A 19,098-nucleotide genomic window follows, 5' to 3' on the forward strand; every position below is an offset into this window, starting at 1 on the left:
CACCTTTGAGAGGAAGACCTGATCGGTCTCGCTGCTCCCGAGCCTACGCCCTGGCCTCCGACCGGTGCCCGGGGCGAGCGGTCAGTGGTCCCCGTGCCGGCGCCGGGCCTGGTCGACGGCCCGGCGGGTGGCCAGCCAGCGGAGCAGGAGGAACACCGGGATCGCCGCGGCGACCATCAGCACGATCGTCCAGATGTTGTCCACGCTCACCGCTCCTCGGGTCGGGGCACCAGCCTACGGACCGGTTTCCGGACGCACAGAAGACATGCCGTTGACCCGGCCGCCCGGCCGGGTCCGGGGCGGGGTCATCGCCGGAAGATCCAGACCACCCCGAGGGTCGTGACCCGGGCCGTCAGGCCCACCTCGTGGACCCAGGTGTGGTGGCGTGGACAGAGCAAGGCGTAGTTAGACAGGTCGGAGCGTCCACCCTGCGCCCAGGGCACGACATGGTGGGCGTCGCACCAGGTCGCAGGCACCGTGCAGCCCGGGATGGTGCATCCCTTGTCCCTGGCCGCCAGCCTGATGCGCTGGCCGGGGGTGACCAGTCGCCGGCGGCGTCCCTGGTCCACGACCTCGCTCGGTCCACCGAGGACCACCGGGATGATGTCGGCCTCGCACGCCAGCTGCCGGATCGTCGACGCGCTGACCGACGCACCGGTCAGGGTCGACCCGCACCCGGGTCGCTCCCCCGCCTCCACCAGGCCGCGGCGCAGCGTCTCCAGGTCCATCGTCACCACCAGCGTCGCCTTCGGCGTGGTGGGCTGGCCCTTGGTGCCCGCCACCCCCCGCCGCAGCACCGTCATCAGGGCGTCGTAGCGGCGCTGACCCGGGGTCCGCCTCTCCTCCACCCCGGTGACCTCCTGCTCCTCCTTCGAGGCCGGTGCGGCCAACGGCGAGGTGAAGATCGCCCGCACGGCCTCGTAGTCCGCGTCGTCGCCGAAGGTCATGACGATCCGGCGCACCGACCCGTCCGCGAGGTTGGACTCGTGCACGTCCCGCAGACCCTGCTGTGCCTTCCTCCGCTCCTCGTGCTTCTTCTCGGGCAGGCACGCGCGCAGCAGCGCGTCGATGATCCGGCCGATGTCGGCGTCGTCGAACAGCGGGTCGCACCCCGCCCCGACCAGCAGGGCCACCGCCCGCTCGTAGTCCTCCGGCGAGACCGCCGACCGGATCCGCCCCAGCGCCCGGTGCATCGCCGCCGCCCGGGCCAGCGCCATCGCACCGCTCTGCACCGCGTCGACCAGCTCCCGGTGGACGGGCTCGCGGCTCGCGCCCGCGAGCCTGGCGAGGTCGCGCACCACCGCGGGCGCCAGCTCCGGACTGCGTTGCTGCAACCAGTCCGCCAGCGTGAACCCGCTGCCGAGGTGCAGCCCGCGCTCGGCCACGTCGCAGGCCAGGCGCAGGCGGGTGCGCACCAGCACCGTGGAGAGCCGCCCGATCTCCTCCAGGTGAGTCGCGAGCTCGCAGTCCTGGAGCAGGACCGACTGCCGGGAGGCGAGCTCGGCCAGGGCCAGCTCCCGGTGAGCCTCCCGCAGACTCGCCGTCACGACCTCCCCAGGGGTCCGGGCCGCAGGCAGACCGTCCCGCACCAGCTCCTGAAAGCTGATACGGATCACGTCACCGCCCCATCCCACCGACATGCGACAAGTGTACGAACCCCCGCCGACAGACCTCAGTTACGCAGCCACCCCGGCCACCGCGAGCGCCCGATCACGACCCCCGCGCGCGGTGCGCCCACAGGTCGCGCAGCAGCGCGACCTCGGCGAGGTGGTGGATCGTCTCCCGGTTGATGTGCAGCACGAGGTCGATCATCGGCGCCTCGGCCCACGGACCCTCCGCCGGACCGACCGGCCTGGCGAGCAGCGCGGGCGTGAGGGACCGCACGCCGGCCGACCACGCGGCATACGCCTCGTCCAGCTGGAGCAGCGCCTCCGGCGCGGTGCCCGCGTAGGTCCATCCGTCGTAGCTCGCCGGGCGGCCGCCGAAGTGCGATGCCGCCCGCGCCCCCAGCACGCCGACCACGACGTGGGCGAGCCGCCACGCGATCGAGGTGACCGGGGCGGGCTCAGGCTCGGGGATGCCGATGTCGATCAGCCACCCGCCCGCGCCGGCGCGGCGGGTCACGGTGCCGGGCGCCGGATCCTCCCTCCTACGCACGTTCCAGGTGCCGGGCGCCGGTTCCCACAGGTACTCCTCGTCGGTGAGGCCGTCCAGCCGCGGCCGCGCCTGGGCCTGCCAGTGCCAGTCGAGCTGGTCGTGCAACCGGGTGACGACATCGAGGTCGAGGGTGGGGTCGGGTCGGTCGCTCATGACCTCACCCCACCACACCCCACGGACAGGAACGGTCCGCGGTCAGTCCGGGAGGGTCGGTCCGCGATCCCTGGCTGCCTCCAGCGCCCGGGCCAGGGTCTGGCTGTCCCAGGGCCCGGTATGCCGGTGCTCGCCGACGTAGAACGTGGGGGTCCCCCGGGCCCCGCTGGCCTCGGCGCTGGCCACGTCGTCCCGCACCCGCTGCGCGACCTCCGGGTCGTCGAGGTCGAGCATGAACCGGTCGACGTCCATCCCGAGGTCCTGGGCGTGGCCGACGAGCTCCACGCGCTCCAGCGCGTCCTGGCGGCCGAACAGCACGTCGTGCATCTGCCAGAAGAACCCCTGGCGCGCGGCCGCCTCAGCCGCCCGCGCCGCCAGCTCGGCGCGGGGGTGGACGTCGGGCAGGGGCAGGTGACGGAAGACGTAGCGCAGCTCCTCCCCGAACCGCGCGCGGAGCTCGGCGCCGACCCCCGTCGCCTCCGCGCAGAACGGGCACTCGAAGTCGGCGTACTCGACGAGGGTCAGCGGCGCGTCGTGGGGACCGAGCACGTGGTCGCCCCGCCCCGGGTCGACCGGTCGGTCGAGGACGCGCGGGAGGTCGGCGTCACCTTCCCCCCGCAGCACCGCGGCCGCGCGGAAGAGGGCCCACCCCAGCAGCGTCGCGAGCACCGCGGCGAGGAGGACGCCGACGGTGGCCTGCGCCCGCAGCTGCTCGTCGTCGAAGGCCAGCCCGACGACGAGCAGCGACACGGTGAAGCCGATGCCGGAGAGCGCCGACCCGCCGAGGACGTGACCGGGGCCCACGCCCGAGGGGAGCCCGCCCAGGCGCAGCCGCAGCGCCAGGAAGCAGGTCAGCCCGATGCCCAGCGTCTTGCCGACCACCAGCCCGACGACGACCGCCCAGGTGAGGCGCGAGGTGAGGGCGTCCGCCAGCACCCCGTCGCGCAGGTCGATCCCGGCGTTGGTGAGCGCGAACACGGGCACCACGACGTAGCTGGACCACGGGTGCAGCGACGCCTGCAGCCGATCGTTCACCGAGACAGCCCGGGCCAGACCCTCGCTGGCGCGGCGGCCGACGTCGACGTGCGGGGACTGCCGGAACGCCCGGAACCGCTCGACGGCACCGTCGACGACCTCGCGCCGGGGCTCGGCGGCCCCGACGAGCAGGCCGGCCAGCATCCCGGCGATGGAGGCGTGCAGCCCGGCCTCCAGCGTGACGAGCCAGAGCACCAGGCCCAGCACCGCGTAGGGAGCCACCCGCCACACGCCCGCGCGCGACATCGCCGCGATCAGCGCACCCAGGACGAGCATGCCCAGCAGCGGCAGCACCCGGACGTCGTCGGAGTAGACGAGGCCGATGACGCTCACGGCGACGATGTCGTCGACGACGGTCAGCGTGAGGAGGAAGATCCGCAGCTGCGTGGAGAAGACCGGACCGACGACCGCGAGCGCGCCCAGCAGGAACGCCGTGTCCGTGCCGATGACGGCGGCCCACCCGCGGGCGGCCTCGCCACCGGGCGCGATGAGCAGGTAGAGCGCCGTGGGCAGGACCATCCCGCCGAGGCCGGCGAGGAGGGGGATCGTGGCCCGGCGGGGGTCGCGCAGCTCGCCGACGGACACTTCGCGCCGCACCTCGAGCCCCAGGACGAAGAAGAAGAGAGCCATCAGCCCGTCGTCGACCCAGTGCTCGAGGTCCATGACGAGCTCGAGACCCCCCACCACCACCCCGGCCTCGGTGTGCCGCAGCGCCTCGTAGGAGGCGGACCAGGGCGAGTTGGCCCAGCCGAGCGCGACCACCGCGGCGAGCAGCAGGAGCGTGGCTCCGCCGGCCTCGGTCGACAGGAACGAGCGCACCGGCTCGGAGAGCTGCCCGACCAGGGCGCGCCGCCGTGCGCGGGAGGCCCCCCGCGGGGTCATCGGCTGAACTGGGTGTCGTGGAGGGACCGGTAGAGGCCACCCGCGGCGAGCAGCTCCTCGTGCGTGCCGCGCTGCACGACCCGGCCCCGGTCGAGGACGAGGATGAGGTCCGCGTCCCGGACGGTGGACAGCCGGTGGGCGATGACGAGCGAGGTGCGACCGCTCAGCGCCCGGTCCAACGCGCGCTGGACGGCGACCTCCGACTCGCTGTCAAGGTGCGCGGTGGCCTCGTCGAGCACGACGACCGAGGGTGACTTCAGCAGCAGCCGGGCGATCGCCAGCCGTTGCTTCTCCCCGCCGGAGAGGCGGTGCCCGCGGTCACCCACCACGGTGTCGAGCTGGTCGGGCAGCCGGCGCACCAGCTCCTCGATCTGGGCACCGCGCAGCGCCTCCCAGATCTCCTCGTCCGTGGCGTCCGGGCGGGCGTACCGCAGGTTGGCGCCGACCGTGTCGTTGAACATGTGCGCCTCCTGGGTCACCACCCCGACGGTGGAGCGCAGCGACTCCAGCGACGCCTCGCGCAGGTCGACGCCCCCGATGCGCACGCTCCCGGACGTCGGGTCGTAGAGGCGCGCGACCAGCGAGGTGAGGGTGGTCTTCCCGGCCCCGGAGGGCCCGACCAGGGCCGCCATCGTCCCCGCGGGTATGTCGACGCTCACCTCGGAGAGCACCCGGTGCCCGTCGAGGGTCTCCGCCTCCGGCCGTTGCTCGAGCGAGGCGATGGAGACCTCGTCGGCGGCCGGGTAGGCGAAGGAGACGCCCTCGAGCCTCACGCCCACCGGCCCGTCAGGGATCGCCTGCGGGTCCTCGGCCTCGCGCACGAGCGGCTGCAGGTCGAGCACCTCGAAGATCCGCTCGAAGCTGACGAGCGCGGTCATGATGTCCACCCTGACGTTGGACAGGGCGGTGAGCGGTGCGTACAGCCGGGACAGCAGGGCCGCCATCGCCACGAGGGTGCCCACCGTGAGCTCGCCCGCGACCGCCATCAGACCGCCCATCCCGTAGACGAGGGCGGTCGCCAGCGAGGCGACCAGGCCGAGGCCGGCCATGAAGACGACCCGGTTGACAGCGATCGACACGCCGGCGTCGCGCACCCCCCGGGCGCGCACGGCATACCCGGAGTCCTCCTCGACGGGCCGGCCGAAGAGTCGCACCAGCAGGGCTCCCCCGACGTTGAACCGCTCCGTCATCCGGGTGTGCATGTCGGCGTTGAGGTCCATCTGTCGGCGTGTCAGCGTCGAGAGGCGCGCACCCATCAGCCGGGCCGGCACGAGGAAGATCGGCAGGAGGAGGAGGGCGAGGACGGTGATCTGCCAGCTCATCGTGAGCAGCGCCCCGAGGACCAGGACCAGCAGGACCAAGTTGCTCACCAGACCGGACAGGACCGAGGTGAAGGCCGCCTGAGCGCCGATGACGTCGCTGTTGAGGCGGCTGACGAGGGCACCGGTCTGCGAGCGGGTGAAGAACGCCACCGGCTGGCGCAGCACGTGCGAGAAGACCTCCCGGCGCAGGTCGTAGATGAGTCCCTCACCGATCCGCGAGCCGAGCCAGCGGTTGACCACGGTGACGACCGTCTCGACGACCGCGAGCACCGCGACGAGGACGCCCAGTCCGATGACGAGGTCACGGTCCCCCAGCTCCACACCGTCGTCGAGGAGACGCCGGATGAGGAGCGGCACGGCGGTCACCAGCGCCCCGGCCGCGATGGCCAGGAGGAGGTAGACGACGATCTCGCCCAGGAAGGGGCGCCCGTAGGAGGCCACCCGCCGGGCCGTGTCGCGGCCCACCCGGTGGCCCCGCACGCTCGGGTCCTTGGCGAAGCTGCGGAACGACCCGGGTCGGGCCATCGTCTGCATCGACATCCGGTCAGCTCCTTCGGCAACCCCGGTCAGGCCAGGGAGATGAGGTCCTCGTAGTCGCGGCCCCAGAGGTCCTCGACCCCGTCGGGGAGCAGGAGCACCCGCTCCGGCTCGAGGGCCCGGACCGCCCCCTCGTCGTGGCTGACGAGGACGACCGCTCCCTCGTACGAGCGCAGGGCGGCCAGGATCTCTTCCCGCGACGCCGGGTCGAGGTTGTTCGTCGGCTCGTCCAGCAGCAGCACGTTGGCCGCCGACACGACCAGGGTGGCGAGCGCGAGGCGCGTCTTCTCGCCTCCTGAGAGCACCGCGGCGGGCTTGTCCACGTCGTCGCCGGAGAAGAGGAAGGAGCCCAGGACCTTGCGGGTCTGCGTCTCGTCGAGCTCCGGGGCGGCGGTCTTCATGTTCTCCAGGACCGTCCGCCCCACGTCAAGCGTCTCGTGCTCCTGCGCGTAGTAACCGAGCTTGAGGCCGTGCCCCGCGATGACCTCGCCGGTGTCCGGCCGGTCGATCCCGGACAGCAGCCGCAGCAGCGTCGTCTTGCCGGCCCCGTTGAGGCCGAGCACGACGACCCTGGAGCCGCGGTCGATCGAGAGGTCCACGTCGGTGAAGATCTCCAGGCTGCCGTAGGAGCGGGACAGGCCCTCCGCCTGCAGGGGGGTCTTGCCGCAGGCGGCGGGGGTGGGGAACCTCAGCCGGGCCACCTTGTCGCTCTGCCGCTCCCCCTCCAGGCCGGCCAGCATCCGCTCGGCGCGCCGGGCCATGTTCTGGGCGGCGACCGCCTTGGTCGCCTTCGCCCGCATCTTGTCCGCCTGGGCCATCAGGGCGGCGGCCTTCTTCTCGGTGTTCGCCCGCTCGCGGTGCCGGCGCCGCTCGTCAGCCTCGCGCTGGGCGAGGTAGGCCTTCCAGCCCATGTTGTAGACGTCCATCGTCTGGCGGTTGGCGTCCAGGTAGAACACCTTGTTGACGACCGTCTCGATGAGGTCGACGTCGTGGGAGATGATGAGGAGACCGCCGGAGTATGCCCGCAGGTGGTCGCGCAGCCAGACGACCGAGTCGGCGTCCAGGTGGTTTGTCGGCTCGTCGAGCAGCAGGGTCTCAGCGCCGGAGAAGAGGATGCGCGCCAGCTCGATGCGACGGCGCTGCCCGCCGGAGAGCGTGCGCAGCTCCTGCTCCAGCACCCGGTCGGGCAGGCCCAGCGAGCTCGCGATCGAGGCAGCCTCCGCCTCCGCGGCGTAGCCGCCCTTCGCGGTGAACTCCGCCTCGAGGCGGGAGTAGCGGCGCATCGCCCGGTCGCGCTCCTCCACGTCGCCGCTCGCCATCGTGACCTCCGCTGCCCGCATGCCGCGGATCACCGCGTCCAGCCCGCGCGCGGAGAGGATCCGGTCGCGGCCGAGCACGTCCAGGTCGCCCGTCCGGGGGTCCTGCGGCAGGTAACCGACCTCCCCGGTGCGCGTGATAGCGCCGCCCGACGGGTCGCCATACCCGGCGAGGATCGTGGTCAGGGTCGTCTTGCCGGCGCCGTTGCGCCCGACCAGGCCGACCCGGTCGCCCGGGCCGACCCGGAAGGTGACGTCGTCCATGAGGAGGCGGGGGCCCACGCGGATCTCGACGCCGGAGGCGGTGATCATGCGAGGGCTCCTTGCTGGGGCAGCACGACGTGGGTGGCTGCGGGACGGGGGGTATGACGTGGGGGTCGCCGCTGGTGCGCTCACCAGGGCCGGATGGTTAGTCTACCGGCTAGGTGCGCGTCGGCGGACCTGCACAGATCGAGGCGAAGGCAAGGTGTCCGGATGACCTTTCGGGAGAACGCGAACATCGGGGCGGGCCGGGCCAGCCGGCGTGGTGGCGGCGGCGGCGGGATGGCCGTCGGCGGCGGCCTCGGTGCGCTCCTCCTCGCCCTGGTCGTGATGCTCTTCGGCGGGGACCCGGGGGCGATCCTCGGCGGCGGTCAGCAGACGCCCTCGAGCGCGGAGAACGTCGACCTGGCCGAGTGCACCTCGGGCGCGGACGCCAACGAGAACCGCGACTGCCGGGTCAAGGGCGCGATGCTCTCCCTGGAGCAGTACTGGACCCAGACCTACGAGCGCGCGCAGCCGACCCAGGCGATCATCTTCAGCGGCGCGGTGGACACCCAGTGCGGTCAGGCCTCGAGCCAGGTGGGCCCGTTCTACTGCCCCGTCGACGAGACGATCTATCTCGACACCGGCTTCTTCGACCAGCTGGAGGGCCAGCTCGGCGCCGACGGCGGCACGCTCGGGGAGATGTACGTCATCGCTCACGAGTACGGCCACCACATCCAGAACTACACCGGGGCGCTGCGCGCCTCGCAGCAGGGCGAGCAGGGTCCCGAGTCCGGTGCCGTGCGGGTCGAGCTGCAGGCCGACTGCTTCGCCGGCGCGTGGGTGGCGAACGCCAGCACGACGGGGGACCAGCTCCTCGTGGCGCCCACCCAGGACGAGATCCGCTCCGCCCTGTCCGCCGCCGCGGCCGTCGGGGACGACTCGATCCAGGAACGGATGCAGGGCCAGGTCACCCCGCACACGTGGACGCACGGCTCCTCGGAGCAGCGGATGGGATGGTTCATGCGCGGCTACGAGTCCGGCGAGGCCAACCAGTGCGACGTCCTCAACGCGGCGAGCGTGGACGACTACTGAGCCGACCCGACGCCTCACCCCGTGTGACCTACCTCATGCCGGTCCCGGGAAGCGGGAGGGATAACGCGGCGTTGCCGACCTGGTGACCCCGCGTCATACCTCCTGATCCCGTCCGGAAAGGCACCTCCGTGCTCTCTCGTCTACCCCGGGTGTCCTTCGGCACCCAGGTCCTCCTCGGCCTCGTCCTGGGCGTCGTGCTCGGTCTGGTGGCCCGCTCGACCGGGGCCTCCGCCGACAACCCCACCTGGCTCTCCGAGACCCTGGCCATCATCGGGTCCTCCTTCGTCACCCTGCTGCGCGCCATCGTGCCGCCGCTGGTGTTCCTCGCCATCGTCTCCTCGATCGCCAACCTGCGTGAGGTCACCGGGGCGGCCCGGCTGGCCTGGAACACCCTGCTGTGGTTCGCGATCACCGCCCTGGCGTCCGTCTCCATCGGGATGGTCGTCGGCTGGGTGGTCGACCCGGCGCGCGGCGCCGGCGTGACCGCGGCCGACGCGGCCGAGCCGAGCCGGACCGGCTCCTGGCTCGACTTCCTCACCGGCATCATCCCCGCCAACGTGCTGGGCCTGGCGGCCCGCGGCGGTGAGGATGGCGAGGTCTCGCTGTCCTTCAACGTCCTGCAGATCCTGGTCCTGGCGATCGCCGTCGGCGTCGCCGTCCTCAAGGTCGGCAAGGAGGCCGAGCCCTTCCTCGCCTTCACCCGGTCCGCCCTGACGGTGGTGCAGAAGGTGCTGTGGTGGGTCATCCTGCTCGCGCCGCTGGCCACGGTCGGGCTCCTCGGCAACGCCGTCGTCTCCTACGGCTGGGAGACCATCGGCTCCCTGGGCCGGTTCACCCTCGCCGTCTACGTCGGCCTGGTGCTGGTGCTCGCCGTGCTCTACCCGGTCCTGCTGCGGGTCCACGGCCTCTCGGTCCGCCAGTTCTTCACCGGCGCCTGGCCGGCCATCCAGCTCGCCTTCGTGTCCCGGTCCTCCATCGGCACCCTGCCGGTGACCCAGGCCGTCACCGAGCGCAACCTGGGCGTGCCGCGGGCCTACACCGCCTTCGCGGTGCCGCTGGGCGCCACCACCAAGATGGACGGCTGCGCCGCCATCTACCCCGCCATCGCGGCCATCTTCGTCGCCCAGTTCTTCGGCGTGAGCCTCGGCGTCACCGACTACCTGCTCATCGCCTTCGTCTCCGTCATCGGCTCGGCGGCGACGGCGGGCGTGACCGGGGCGACGGTCATGCTGACGCTGACCCTGTCGACGCTGGGCCTGCCGCTGGAGGGCGTCGGTCTGCTGCTGGCCGTCGACCCGATCCTCGACATGGGCCGGACGGCGACCAACGTCGCGGGCCAGGCGCTGATCCCCGCGATCGTCGCCAAGCGGCAGGGCATCCTCGACGAGGACGCCTACAACGCCCCGCGCCGCGGCGAGCCGTGGCGCGAGGAGCGCGAGGAGCGCACGCAGGACGTCGCCCGCGACGCCGTGCCGACCCCCGCCTGAGCGCCGGCGCCCACCTCCGGTGGGCGCCAGGAGGGGCCGTCGACCTGCTGGTCGACGGCCCCTCGTGCCGTTCAGGACGGACCTGCCCACCTGCTCCGTCGCGCCTTGAGCACCGAGTCCACGGCGTCCCAGGCCGCGATCAGCACCACGACGGCGGCCGTCACCGCGGTGGACACCCCCCAGTCGACGGTGGCGCCGAAGCGCTCGGAGAGCACCTGCGGCAGGTCCGCGAGGAGCTGCTCGCTCGTCAGCAGCCAGACGATCAGCGCCGCCGCCGCGACGTTGCTCGCGACGTTGACGGCCGCAGCCGAGGGCGTCCACCGGCCCGCCCGCCACACCCCGAGAGCCAGGACGGCGTCCAGGGCGAGCAGCGCGACCAGGGTGACCTTCCAGACGACGTCGACCTGGGGGTTCAGCACCTGGATCGCGGGCGCCTCCACGCCGGCGAACTGCCAGGCGACCAGTGCGGCGAGGGCGAGGGAGAACGCGACCGACCACACTGTCTCGCCCAGCCCCACACTGCGGGCGGGGGTCTCCTCCGGGAGCTGGTCGGGGTCCCAGGTCGTCAGCGACCGCCCCCGTTCCTCCTCCGGCCTCGAACGCTCGATGACGACGAAGGTCACGGTCACCCAGAAGGTCAGCTGGACCCCGACGTTGAAGAGGAGGGAGGCGGTGCCGCCGAGGATCGCCAGCCACCCGTCGTCGGTGGCCAGGACGCGCGCCACCAGGTGGGCGACGAGCACGATCGGCAGGACGACGGCCAGCAGCAGCCGCAGCAGCCGGACGTAGTCCGTGTAGAGGCCGGGGCCCACCAGGTGGCCGGGTCGACCGCCGTACCGGCGGGCCAGCACGGCAGGGTCCCCCAGGTCGGTGAGCGCCTTCCGCTCCGCCCGGGCGGGGTCCTCCCCGCCGGCCACCAGGTCGTCGACGGTGTCGAGGATCGTGGCCCGCAGCTCGCGGGCGACGTCGGTCGCCGTCTCCGCCGGCAGGTGTTGGGTGACGGTCCACACGTAGCGGTCGGTCAGGGTGGTGGTCTGCCTGGTCATCGGTCGTTCCCCTTGTCGAGCGAGGTGATGGCTGCGTCGAGCGATCGCCACTCGGCGCGGAGCTGGTCCAGCAGGAGGTGCCCGTCGTCGCTGGTCCGGTAGAACTTGCGGGGCCGGGACTCGTCGGTGTTCCACTCGCTGGTGAGCAGGCCCTGCTTCTCCAGCCGTCTCAGCAGCGGGTAGAGGGTGTTGCCGTCGACCGGGAAGCCCGAGCCCGACAGCGTCTCCATCAGCGCGTAGCCGTAGTGCGGGCGCTCCAGGGTCTCCAGGCAGGCCAGCACCACGGTGCCCCGGCGCAGCTCCTGGAGATGACCACCGATCAGAGACTCATCCATACTCCACACGATACTGTGCGTCACACACTATCGTCAACGGCACACCGTTGTGCGGTCCGTCACGCGTTCGAGACCGTGACGCGCACCGCCCGCCCCCGGCGGACCGCCTCGTCCAGCACGGCACGGCGCGGGTCCGGCAGGTCGGGCAGCTCCCTGCGGGGTATGGCGTGCAGCCGGGACCGAGGACCGCTCGCCACCGCGTCGAGCACCTCGGCGGACAGTGCCCGGTCACCGCCGAGGACCAGTCCGCCCACCTCCCCGAGGACGGCCCGCCCCTCCTCCAGCACCCGCGAGGCGTGGCCGACGACAGCCTCCACGAGGGCGTCCGCCTGGTTGGCCCGGCGGCGGGCGAAACGCTGCTGCGACCAGCCGCCGGCCGCCGTCCGCGACTGCACATGACGGGTGCCGACCTTGTGGGCGACGAGCTCACCCGCGGGCGAGGCGACGCCCACGGCATACCCGCCGCGCCGCACGAGCACGAGGAGGAGGGCGGGCGGCGCCGCCCACTCCCCCAGCGCCTCGCCCTGCCCGCCCTGGCCGCCCGGTCCGGCCGGCACGTCCTCGGGGTCGCGCCAGGTCGACAGCCGGGCCCAGGAGCCGTCGGCCGCGGCGGCCAGCCACGACGACGGGGACGTCTCCCGGTCCACGGACCAGGAGACGTCCCCGTGCGCGGACGCGAACCTCCCCAGCCACCCGGCGAGCCGCTCGGGGGCGACCTCGACCCGGGAGGGGGTGCTCACCGAACGGTCAGACGTTGAAGCCGAGGGCGCGCAGCTGCTCGCGGCCGTCCTCGGTGATCTTGTCCGGGCCCCACGGCGGCATCCAGACCCAGTTGATCCGGTGGCTGGGGACCATGCCCTCCAGGCTCTGCGCGACCTGGTCCTCGATGACGTCGGTGAGGGGGCAGGCCGCGCTGGTGAGGGTCATGTCGATGACGGTGTGCGAGGCGGCGTCGACGGTCACGCCGTAGACCAGACCCAGGTCGACGACGTTGATGCCGAGCTCGGGGTCGACGACGTCGCGCAGGGCCTCCTCGACGTCCGCGACGTTGGGCGGGGTGGGCTGGGTCACGATTCCTCCAGGGTGGTGCGTGCGGTGGTGGTCGGTGCGGCGCCGCTGCTGGCGGCGGCGATGTCGACGCCGGCGCGGGCGAGGGCGTCGAGGTAGGCGGTCCAGGGCAGCAGGGCGCACTTGACGCGGGCGGGGTAGCGGGAGACGCCGGCGAAGGCCACGCCGTCGCCGAGCTGCTCCGGGTCACCGGGGTCCTGCCCCCGGCTGGTGAGCATGGCGCGCAGGTGCTGGTAGGTCTCGAGGGTGTCGGGGACCGGCCGTCCCAGGGACTCCTCGGCGAGCACCGAGGCCGAGGCCACCGAGATCGAGCACCCGAGGGCGTCGTAGGAGAGGTCCGACAGCACCCCGCCCTCCCCGAGGTGCACGCGCAGGCTGATCTCGTCGCCGCAGGTGGGGTTGACGTGGTGCACCTCGGCCTCGAACGGGGCCCGCAGCCCGGCGTGGCGGGGCCGTCTCGCGTGCTCGAGGATGAGCTCGGCGTACAGGTCCACTAGCGGTCCACCTCCCTCACGCGGGCACCCCGAAGATCTGGGGCACCCTGTCGAGGGCTGCGGCGAACGCGTCGATCTCCTCGGGGGTCGTGTAGACCCCGAAGCTGGCGCGGGTCGAGGCCGGCACGCCGAGCCTGCGGTGCAGCGGCCAGGCGCAGTGGTGCCCGGTCCGCACGGCGACGCCCGCGTCGTCGAGCACCTGGCCGACGTCGTGCGGGTGCACCCCGTCGACGACGAACGCGACCGCCCCGACCCGGTCCGTGGGCTCGGCAGGGCCGAGGACGCGCACCCACGGTCGCTCCGCCAGCACGCCGAGGGTATGCCGCACGAGCGCCTGGTCGTGGGCGTGCACCCGGTCCAGGCCGAGCTCGGTGAGGTAGTCCAGCGCGGCGGCGAGCCCCACGGCCTGCGCGGCCATCGGGACGCCCGCCTCGAACTTCTGCGGCGGCGGGGCCCACGTCGACCCCTCCATGCGCACCAGCTCGATCATCGACCCGCCGGTGAGGAAGGGGGGCATCGCCTCGAGCAGCCCGCGGCGCGCCCACAGCACCCCGACGCCCGAGGGGCCGAGCGTCTTGTGCCCGGTGAGGACGAGGGCGTCGACGCCGGACCCGGGGGCGGTCAGCGCGGTGATGTCGAGGTGGGGTGCGCTCTGGCAGGCGTCGACGACGACGAGCGCCCCGACGCGCCGGGCCGCGGCGACCACCGAGGACCGGGGACCCAGGTCGTTGAGCGTGCCGAGCACGTTGGAGACGTGCGTCACGGCGACCACCCTCGTCCGGTCGCCCACGACGGTCGAGGGGTCCTGCAGGTAGCCGTCGTCGGTGACCCCGACCCAGCGCAGGGTGGCCCCGGTGCGACGGCACAGCTCCTGCCACGGCACGAGGTTCGCGTGGTGCTCCATCTCGGTGACGACGATCTCGTCGCCGGGCCCGAGGCGCAGCCGGTCGGCCCACGCGGGATCGGTCCCGGCCATCGCACCCGGCGCCGCGGCGTTGGAGAAGGCGTACGCGAGGAGGTTGAGCCCCTCGGTCCCGTTCCGGGTGAGGACGACCTCACCCGGGTCCGCCCCGAGGAATGCTGCGATCGTCTCCCGGGCGCCCTCGTAGGCCTCCGTCGCCTCCTCGGCGAGCTGGTGCGCGCCACGGTGCACGGCGGCGTTGTGCCGCTCGTAGAACTCGCGCTCGGCGTCGAGGACCACCCGCGGCTTCTGCGAGGTGGCGCCGCTGTCGAGGTAGACGAGCGGCCGGCCACCGCGGACCGTGCGCGTCAGGATCGGGAAGTCCGCGCGCAGGCGCGCCAGCTCCGCGCCGCCGAACCCCTCGGCGGCGCGCGGCTCGAGCAGCCCGCCGGTCGTCATACCCGTGGTCCCTCCGTCCGTGCTCAGACCCCGGCGGTGAGGAAGCGGTCGTAGCCCTCCTCCTCGAGCCGGTCCGCGAGGTCGCGGCCGCCGGACTCGGCCACCCGGCCGCCGACGAAGACGTGCACGTAGTCGGGCTGGATGTAGCGCAGGATGCGGGTGTAGTGGGTGATGAGCATGACGCCCAGGCCGGTGTTCTCCTTGACGCGGTTCACGCCCTCGGAGACGACCTTGAGGGCGTCCACGTCCAGGCCGGAGTCAGTCTCGTCGAGGATGGCGATCCGGGGCTGGAGCAGCTCGAGCTGGAGGATCTCGTGGCGCTTCTTCTCGCCGCCGGAGAAGCCCTCGTTGACGTTGCGCTCGGCGAACGAGGCGTCCATGCGCAGCGCCTCCATCGCGCCGCGGACGTCCTTGACCCAGGTGCGCAGCTTGGGCGCCTCGCCGTCGACCGCGGTCTTGGCGGTGCGCAGGAAGTTGGACACGGTGACGCCGGGGACCTCGACGGGGTACTGCATCGCCAGGAAGAGGCCGGCGCGGGCGCGCTCGTCGACGCCCATCGCCAGCACGTCCTCGCCGTCGAGGAGGACCTCGCCGCCGGTCACGGTGTACTTGGGGTGGCCGGCGATCGCGTACGCGAGGGTCGACTTGCCGGAGCCGTTGGGGCCCATGATGGCGTGGGTCTCACCGGAGTTGATGGTCAGGTCGACGCCGCGCAGGATCTCCTTGGCGGTGTCGTCGGTCTCGACGCTGACCTGCAGGTTGCGGATCTCGAGGGTGGTCATGCTGCTCCTTCGGAAGCTGAGCGGGTATGTCGTGAAGGTGGGGGGAGGTCAGTCGGAGAGGGTGACGTAGACGTCATCCCCGTCGACGGTGACCGTGTGGACCGCGATGGGCGAGGTGGCGGGGAGCTGCTTGGGCTCGCCGGTGCGCATGTCGAACTGCGAGCCGTGCAGCCAGCACTCGATGAGCTCGCCCTCCAGCTCGCCCTCGGCGAGGCTGACGTTGGCGTGCGAGCAGGTGTCGTCGAAGGCGTGCACGTGGCCCGCCGAGTCGCGCGCGATGGTCACCCGCCGCCCGCCGAGGTCGGCGAGGACCGCGCCGACCTCGGGCAGCTCGGCGATGCTGCAGACCCGGACCGGGTCGGTCGTGGTGGCACCTGCCGGAGAGCTCATCCCTCGGTCTCCGTGGGCTGGCTGACCATGGTCAGCTGCAGCTCGGCGTCGATCGCCTCCATGAGCCGGTCGACGACCTCGGGCACCCCGATCTTGGCGATGATGTCCGCGAAGAAGCCGCGGACCACGAGGCGGCGGGCGTTCGCCTCGTCGATGCCCCGGGACATCAGGTAGAACAGCTGCTCGTCGTCGAACCGGCCGGTCGAGCTGGCGTGACCGGCGCCGGCGATGTCGCCGGTCTCGATCTCCAGGTTGGGCACGGAGTCGGCGCGGGCGCCGTCGGTGAGGACGAGGTTGCGGTTCAGCTCGTAGGTCTCGATGCCCTGCGCCTCCTGGCGGATCAGGACGTCACCGACCCAGACGGTGCGGGCGGTCTGGCCCTGGAGCGCACCCTTGTAGGTCACCAGCGAGGTGCAGCGCGGCGCGTTGTGGTCCACGAACGACCGGTGCTCCAGGTGCTGTCCCGCGTCAGCGAAGTAGACGCCGAGCAGGGTCGCGTCGCCGCCGGGGCCGGCGTAGCGGACGTTGGAGTTCATCCGCACGATCGAGCCGCCCAGGCTGACGGCGATGTGCTTGTAGGTCGCGTCGCGGCCGACGAGGGCCTCGTGCTGCGCGAGGTGCACCGCACCGTCGTCCCAGCGCTGGAGCGAGACGACGGTCAGCTCGGCACCGTCACCGACGATCACCTCGAGGTTGCCGGTGTGGTCGGCGGCGCCGGTGTGGTCGAGGACGACGAGCGCGCGGCTGTGCCGACCCGCCTCGAGCACGTAGTGGGCGTTGCTGCGCCGGCCAGCGCCGCGGCCCTCGACCTGCACGCGCACCGGTTCGGCGAGCTCGAGGTCGGCCGGGACGCTCAGGTGCAGCGCCTCGGTCGTGTTCCGGCTGGCCACGGCGGCGCCGCGGTCCTCCGGCACCAGGACGGTGCCGCGCGGCGCCTCGCCGGGGGCGAGGGTGCCCACGGTCACGCCGGCCGGCGCCCGCACCTCGTAGTCCGCGGCGGGGTCGCCCTCCCGGTCCTGGGTCGGTTCGTCGGTGAGGACGCCGCCGAGCCGGTCGACCGGCGTGAAGCGCCACTCCTCCTCGCGCCCGGTGGGCACGGCGAAGGTCTCGACGTCGAAGGACCGGTGGCGCGCGGCGCGGGACTGGTCCGGGATCCGGTGGTCGCCGCCCAGCTGGGCCTGGGGGTCCTGGTGCGTCGTGGTGTCGTCGATCAGAAGCGACATCAGCCGACGGCTCCTTCCATCTGCAGCTCGATGAGGCGGTTCAGCTCGAGGGCGTACTCCATGGGCAGCTCCCGCGCGATGGGCTCGACGAACCCGCGCACGATCATCGCCATGGCCTCGGTCTCGGTCATGCCTCGGGACATGAGGTAGAACATCTGGTCCTCGGACACCTTGGAGACGGTCGCCTCGTGGCCCATCTGCACGTCGTCCTCGCGGACGTCGACGTAGGGGTAGGTGTCGGAGCGGGAGATCTGGTCGACCAGCAGGGCGTCGCAGACCACCGAGGAGCGGCTGTGGTGGGCCCCCTCGTTGATCTGGACCAGACCCCGGTAGGAGGACCGGCCGCCGCCGCGGGCCACCGACTTGCTGACGATGGTCGAGGAGGTGTGCGGTGCGGCGTGCACCATCTTCGAGCCCGCGTCCTGGTGCTGGCCCTCGCCGGCGAAGGCGATCGAGAGCGTCTCACCCCGCGAGTGCTCGCCGAGGAGGTAGACGGCCGGGTACTTCATCGTGACCTTGGACCCGATGTTGCCGTCGATCCACTCCATGGTCGCGCCCTCGTCGCAGGTCGCCCGCTTGGTGACGAGGTTGTAGACGTTGTTCGACCAGTTCTGGATGGTCGTGTAGCGGACCCTGGCGTTCTTCTTGACGATGATCTCGACGACGGCGCTGTGCAGGCTGTCGGTCTTGTAGATCGGCGCGGTGCAGCCCTCCACGTAGTGCACGTAGGAGTCCTCGTCGGCGATGATCAGCGTCCGCTCGAACTGGCCCATGTTCTCGGTGTTGATCCGGAAGTAGGCCTGCAGCGGGATGTCGACGTGCACGCCCTTGGGGATGTAGATGAACGAGCCGCCGGACCAGACCGCGGTGTTGAGCGCGGAGAACTTGTTGTCGCCCGACGGGATGACCGAGCCGAAGTACTCGCGGAAGAGCTCCTCGTGCTCGCGCAGGCCGCTGTCGGTGTCGACGAAGATGACGCCCTTCTCCTCCAGGTCCTCCCGGATCTGGTGGTAGACGACCTCGGACTCGTACTGCGCCGCCACGCCGGAGACCAGCCGCTGCTTCTCGGCCTCCGGGATGCCGAGGCGGTCGTAGGTGTTCTTGATGTCCTCGGGCAGGTCCTCCCAGCTGGTGGCCTGCTTCTCGGTGGACCGGACGAAGTACTTGATGTTGTCGAAGTCGATGTCCGACAGGTCGGCGCCCCAGTGCGGCATCGGCTTCTTGCCGAAGAGGCGCAGCGCCTTGAGCCGCTGCTCGAGCATCCAGCTCGGCTCGTCCTTCAGGCCGGAGATGCCGCGGACGACGTCCTCGGACAGACCGCGCTGTGCGGTCGCTCCGGCCAGGTCGCTGTCGGCCCAGCCGTACTCGTAGCGGCCCAGGTCCTTCAGGCCGGGGTTGAGCTCCTCGATGTTGGTGCTCATGGCACGTCCTCTCGCTTCTCGGCGGGATGGTCTTGCAGGATGTGGTGGTCAGCAGGTCGGGGTATGACGTACGGGCGCGCCCTGGCGCGTTCCTCGTCGCTGGGCGGGCCGGTGCCGACGGCGCCGATGGGCACGAAGGTCGTGCACACGTGCTCACCGCCGGCCAGGGTGGCCAGGCGCTGGACGTGCACGCCGAGCAGCCGCGCGATCGCATCGGTCTCGGCGTCGCAGAAGTGGCGGAACTCGCTGGCCACGGCGAGCGCCGGGCAGTGGCCCTGGCACAGCTGGATCCCGGCGAGGCCGGTCCCCTGGCCGACGGGCCGGGCGCTCGCGGCGAAACCCTCGGCCGACAGCGCCACCGCGAGGGCGGAGGCGCGGGCGTCGAGGTCGTCGGGGTCCGCGCCCGTCTCGGCGAGCCGGCGATCCAGGTGGACCCGCAGCCGGTCCTCGAGCTCGAGGATCTGGCGCTCGGCGAAGTCGTCCACCGCCGCCCCGCCGGCCGTGTCGGCGAGGTAGTTGAGGGCGGCCCTGGCCAGACCGTCGTAGGTGGTGCGGAACTGCTCCTGACCCAGGGCGGTGAGGACGTAGGCCCGCGCGGGTCGACCCCGGCCCCGCCGGCCCCCGCTCCCGGCCTCGTGGGCGGCGATCAGGCCCGCGTCGCCGAGGGCGTCCAGGTGCCGGCGGACGGCCGCTGGGGTGAGCCCCAGCTCCCCGGCCAGCGTGCTGGCGGTCACCGGGCCCTGCTCCCCCAC

At 72.5% G+C, this 19,098-nt stretch carries 19 protein-coding genes; 2 read left to right on the plus strand and 17 right to left on the minus strand.

Going from position 1 to position 19,098, the window contains the following annotated elements; genetic code table 11:
- Positions 1-81: 81 nt before the first annotated feature.
- From D4B81_RS19110 to D4B81_RS03020, 6 genes are all read right to left on the minus strand, one after another.
- Positions 82-204: a hypothetical protein gene (locus D4B81_RS19110; RefSeq protein WP_272914053.1), complete on the minus strand. Its 123-nt coding sequence runs from the start codon at positions 202-204 to the stop codon at positions 82-84.
- Positions 205-305: 101 nt separating this feature from the next.
- Positions 306-1,640 carry an HNH endonuclease signature motif containing protein gene (locus tag D4B81_RS03000; RefSeq protein WP_122261018.1) on the minus strand — a complete coding sequence of 445 codons (1,335 nt, stop codon included), beginning with the start codon at positions 1,638-1,640 and terminating at the stop codon, positions 306-308.
- A gap of 70 nt (positions 1,641-1,710) precedes the next feature.
- Positions 1,711-2,310, minus strand: a complete 600-nt coding sequence (locus tag D4B81_RS03005; protein WP_122261123.1) for a DinB family protein — start codon at positions 2,308-2,310, stop codon at positions 1,711-1,713.
- 42 nt (positions 2,311-2,352) lie between these two features.
- Entirely contained in the window at positions 2,353-4,227 is a 1,875-nt protein-coding gene (gene nhaA, locus D4B81_RS03010) for a Na+/H+ antiporter NhaA (RefSeq protein ID WP_122261019.1), read from the minus strand.
- Entirely contained in the window at positions 4,224-6,089 is a 1,866-nt protein-coding gene (locus tag D4B81_RS03015; protein ID WP_122261020.1) for an ABC transporter ATP-binding protein, read from the minus strand. Before D4B81_RS03015 ends, nhaA begins: the two co-directional genes overlap by 4 nt.
- 26 nt (positions 6,090-6,115) lie before the next feature.
- Positions 6,116-7,714, minus strand: a complete 1,599-nt coding sequence (locus D4B81_RS03020) for an ABC-F family ATP-binding cassette domain-containing protein (protein WP_122261021.1) — start codon at positions 7,712-7,714, stop codon at positions 6,116-6,118.
- A 162-nt stretch (positions 7,715-7,876) separates the two neighbouring features.
- Here D4B81_RS03020 and ypfJ point away from each other — a divergent pair, with 162 nt between their 5' ends.
- The gene (gene ypfJ / locus D4B81_RS03025) at positions 7,877-8,740 is read left to right on the plus strand and encodes a KPN_02809 family neutral zinc metallopeptidase (protein WP_122261022.1); all 864 of its coding nucleotides are present in this window, start codon (positions 7,877-7,879) and stop codon (positions 8,738-8,740) included.
- Between the two features lie 128 nt (positions 8,741-8,868).
- Positions 8,869-10,227 carry a dicarboxylate/amino acid:cation symporter gene (locus tag D4B81_RS03030; protein WP_122261023.1) on the plus strand — a complete coding sequence of 453 codons (1,359 nt, stop codon included), beginning with the start codon at positions 8,869-8,871 and terminating at the stop codon, positions 10,225-10,227.
- Positions 10,228-10,298: 71 nt separating this feature from the next.
- Here the strand turns inward: D4B81_RS03030 and D4B81_RS03035 are convergent, their stop codons facing one another.
- Genes D4B81_RS03035 through D4B81_RS03085 form a run of 11 tightly spaced genes read right to left on the minus strand, consistent with a single transcriptional unit; the run spans position 10,299 to position 19,080 of the window.
- Positions 10,299-11,273: a permease prefix domain 1-containing protein gene (locus tag D4B81_RS03035; RefSeq protein WP_122261024.1), complete on the minus strand. Its 975-nt coding sequence runs from the start codon at positions 11,271-11,273 to the stop codon at positions 10,299-10,301.
- Entirely contained in the window at positions 11,270-11,608 is a 339-nt protein-coding gene (locus D4B81_RS03040) for a PadR family transcriptional regulator (RefSeq protein WP_122261025.1), read from the minus strand. The genes D4B81_RS03035 and D4B81_RS03040 overlap by 4 nt, the downstream gene beginning before the upstream one ends.
- A gap of 59 nt (positions 11,609-11,667) precedes the next feature.
- Positions 11,668-12,348: an acVLRF1 family peptidyl-tRNA hydrolase gene (locus D4B81_RS03045; protein WP_122261026.1), complete on the minus strand. Its 681-nt coding sequence runs from the start codon at positions 12,346-12,348 to the stop codon at positions 11,668-11,670.
- Between the two features lie 7 nt (positions 12,349-12,355).
- Complete coding sequence (locus tag D4B81_RS03050; RefSeq protein WP_097187530.1) at positions 12,356-12,679, minus strand: metal-sulfur cluster assembly factor; 324 nt, start codon at positions 12,677-12,679, stop codon at positions 12,356-12,358.
- Entirely contained in the window at positions 12,676-13,170 is a 495-nt protein-coding gene (gene sufU / locus D4B81_RS03055) for a Fe-S cluster assembly sulfur transfer protein SufU (RefSeq protein WP_122261027.1), read from the minus strand. The genes D4B81_RS03050 and sufU overlap by 4 nt, the downstream gene beginning before the upstream one ends.
- Before the next feature lie 16 nt (positions 13,171-13,186).
- Complete coding sequence (locus D4B81_RS03060) at positions 13,187-14,530, minus strand: aminotransferase class V-fold PLP-dependent enzyme (protein WP_122261028.1); 1,344 nt, start codon at positions 14,528-14,530, stop codon at positions 13,187-13,189.
- Positions 14,531-14,553: 23 nt separating this feature from the next.
- Positions 14,554-15,312 carry a Fe-S cluster assembly ATPase SufC gene (sufC, locus tag D4B81_RS03065; protein WP_097187533.1) on the minus strand — a complete coding sequence of 253 codons (759 nt, stop codon included), beginning with the start codon at positions 15,310-15,312 and terminating at the stop codon, positions 14,554-14,556.
- Between the two features lie 48 nt (positions 15,313-15,360).
- On the minus strand, positions 15,361-15,702 hold the full coding sequence (locus D4B81_RS03070) for a Rieske 2Fe-2S domain-containing protein (protein WP_122261029.1): 342 nt from the start codon (positions 15,700-15,702) through the stop codon (positions 15,361-15,363).
- Positions 15,699-16,925 (minus strand): Fe-S cluster assembly protein SufD, encoded by a 1,227-nt coding sequence (sufD, locus tag D4B81_RS03075; protein WP_122261030.1) that lies wholly within the window; start codon positions 16,923-16,925, stop codon positions 15,699-15,701. Before sufD ends, D4B81_RS03070 begins: the two co-directional genes overlap by 4 nt.
- Positions 16,925-18,346 carry a Fe-S cluster assembly protein SufB gene (gene sufB, locus D4B81_RS03080; RefSeq protein ID WP_097187536.1) on the minus strand — a complete coding sequence of 474 codons (1,422 nt, stop codon included), beginning with the start codon at positions 18,344-18,346 and terminating at the stop codon, positions 16,925-16,927. The genes sufD and sufB overlap by 1 nt, the downstream gene beginning before the upstream one ends.
- Complete coding sequence (locus tag D4B81_RS03085; RefSeq protein ID WP_237565775.1) at positions 18,343-19,080, minus strand: helix-turn-helix transcriptional regulator; 738 nt, start codon at positions 19,078-19,080, stop codon at positions 18,343-18,345. Before D4B81_RS03085 ends, sufB begins: the two co-directional genes overlap by 4 nt.
- Between the last annotated feature and the right edge of the window lie 18 nt (positions 19,081-19,098).

The sequence above is a fragment of the Ornithinimicrobium cerasi genome, assembly GCF_003702705.1.
In the GTDB taxonomy this organism is placed as follows: domain Bacteria; phylum Actinomycetota; class Actinomycetes; order Actinomycetales; family Dermatophilaceae; genus Ornithinicoccus; species Ornithinicoccus cerasi.

Coding starts and splice junctions, on each gene's coding strand:
- D4B81_RS03000 (WP_122261018.1), bottom strand. CDS start 1,640: ATGTCGGTGGGATGGGGCGGTGACGTGATCCGTATCAGCTTTCAGGAG.
- D4B81_RS03005 (WP_122261123.1), bottom strand. CDS start 2,310: ATGAGCGACCGACCCGACCCCACCCTCGACCTCGATGTCGTCACCCGG.
- nhaA (WP_122261019.1), bottom strand. CDS start 4,227: ATGACCCCGCGGGGGGCCTCCCGCGCACGGCGGCGCGCCCTGGTCGGG.
- D4B81_RS03015 (WP_122261020.1), bottom strand. CDS start 6,089: ATGTCGATGCAGACGATGGCCCGACCCGGGTCGTTCCGCAGCTTCGCC.
- D4B81_RS03020 (WP_122261021.1), bottom strand. CDS start 7,714: ATGATCACCGCCTCCGGCGTCGAGATCCGCGTGGGCCCCCGCCTCCTC.
- ypfJ (WP_122261022.1), top strand. CDS start 7,877: ATGACCTTTCGGGAGAACGCGAACATCGGGGCGGGCCGGGCCAGCCGG.
- D4B81_RS03035 (WP_122261024.1), bottom strand. CDS start 11,273: ATGACCAGGCAGACCACCACCCTGACCGACCGCTACGTGTGGACCGTC.
- D4B81_RS03040 (WP_122261025.1), bottom strand. CDS start 11,608: ATGGATGAGTCTCTGATCGGTGGTCATCTCCAGGAGCTGCGCCGGGGC.
- D4B81_RS03060 (WP_122261028.1), bottom strand. CDS start 14,530: ATGACGACCGGCGGGCTGCTCGAGCCGCGCGCCGCCGAGGGGTTCGGC.
- sufC (WP_097187533.1), bottom strand. CDS start 15,312: ATGACCACCCTCGAGATCCGCAACCTGCAGGTCAGCGTCGAGACCGAC.
- D4B81_RS03070 (WP_122261029.1), bottom strand. CDS start 15,702: ATGAGCTCTCCGGCAGGTGCCACCACGACCGACCCGGTCCGGGTCTGC.
- sufD (WP_122261030.1), bottom strand. CDS start 16,925: ATGTCGCTTCTGATCGACGACACCACGACGCACCAGGACCCCCAGGCC.
- sufB (WP_097187536.1), bottom strand. CDS start 18,346: ATGAGCACCAACATCGAGGAGCTCAACCCCGGCCTGAAGGACCTGGGC.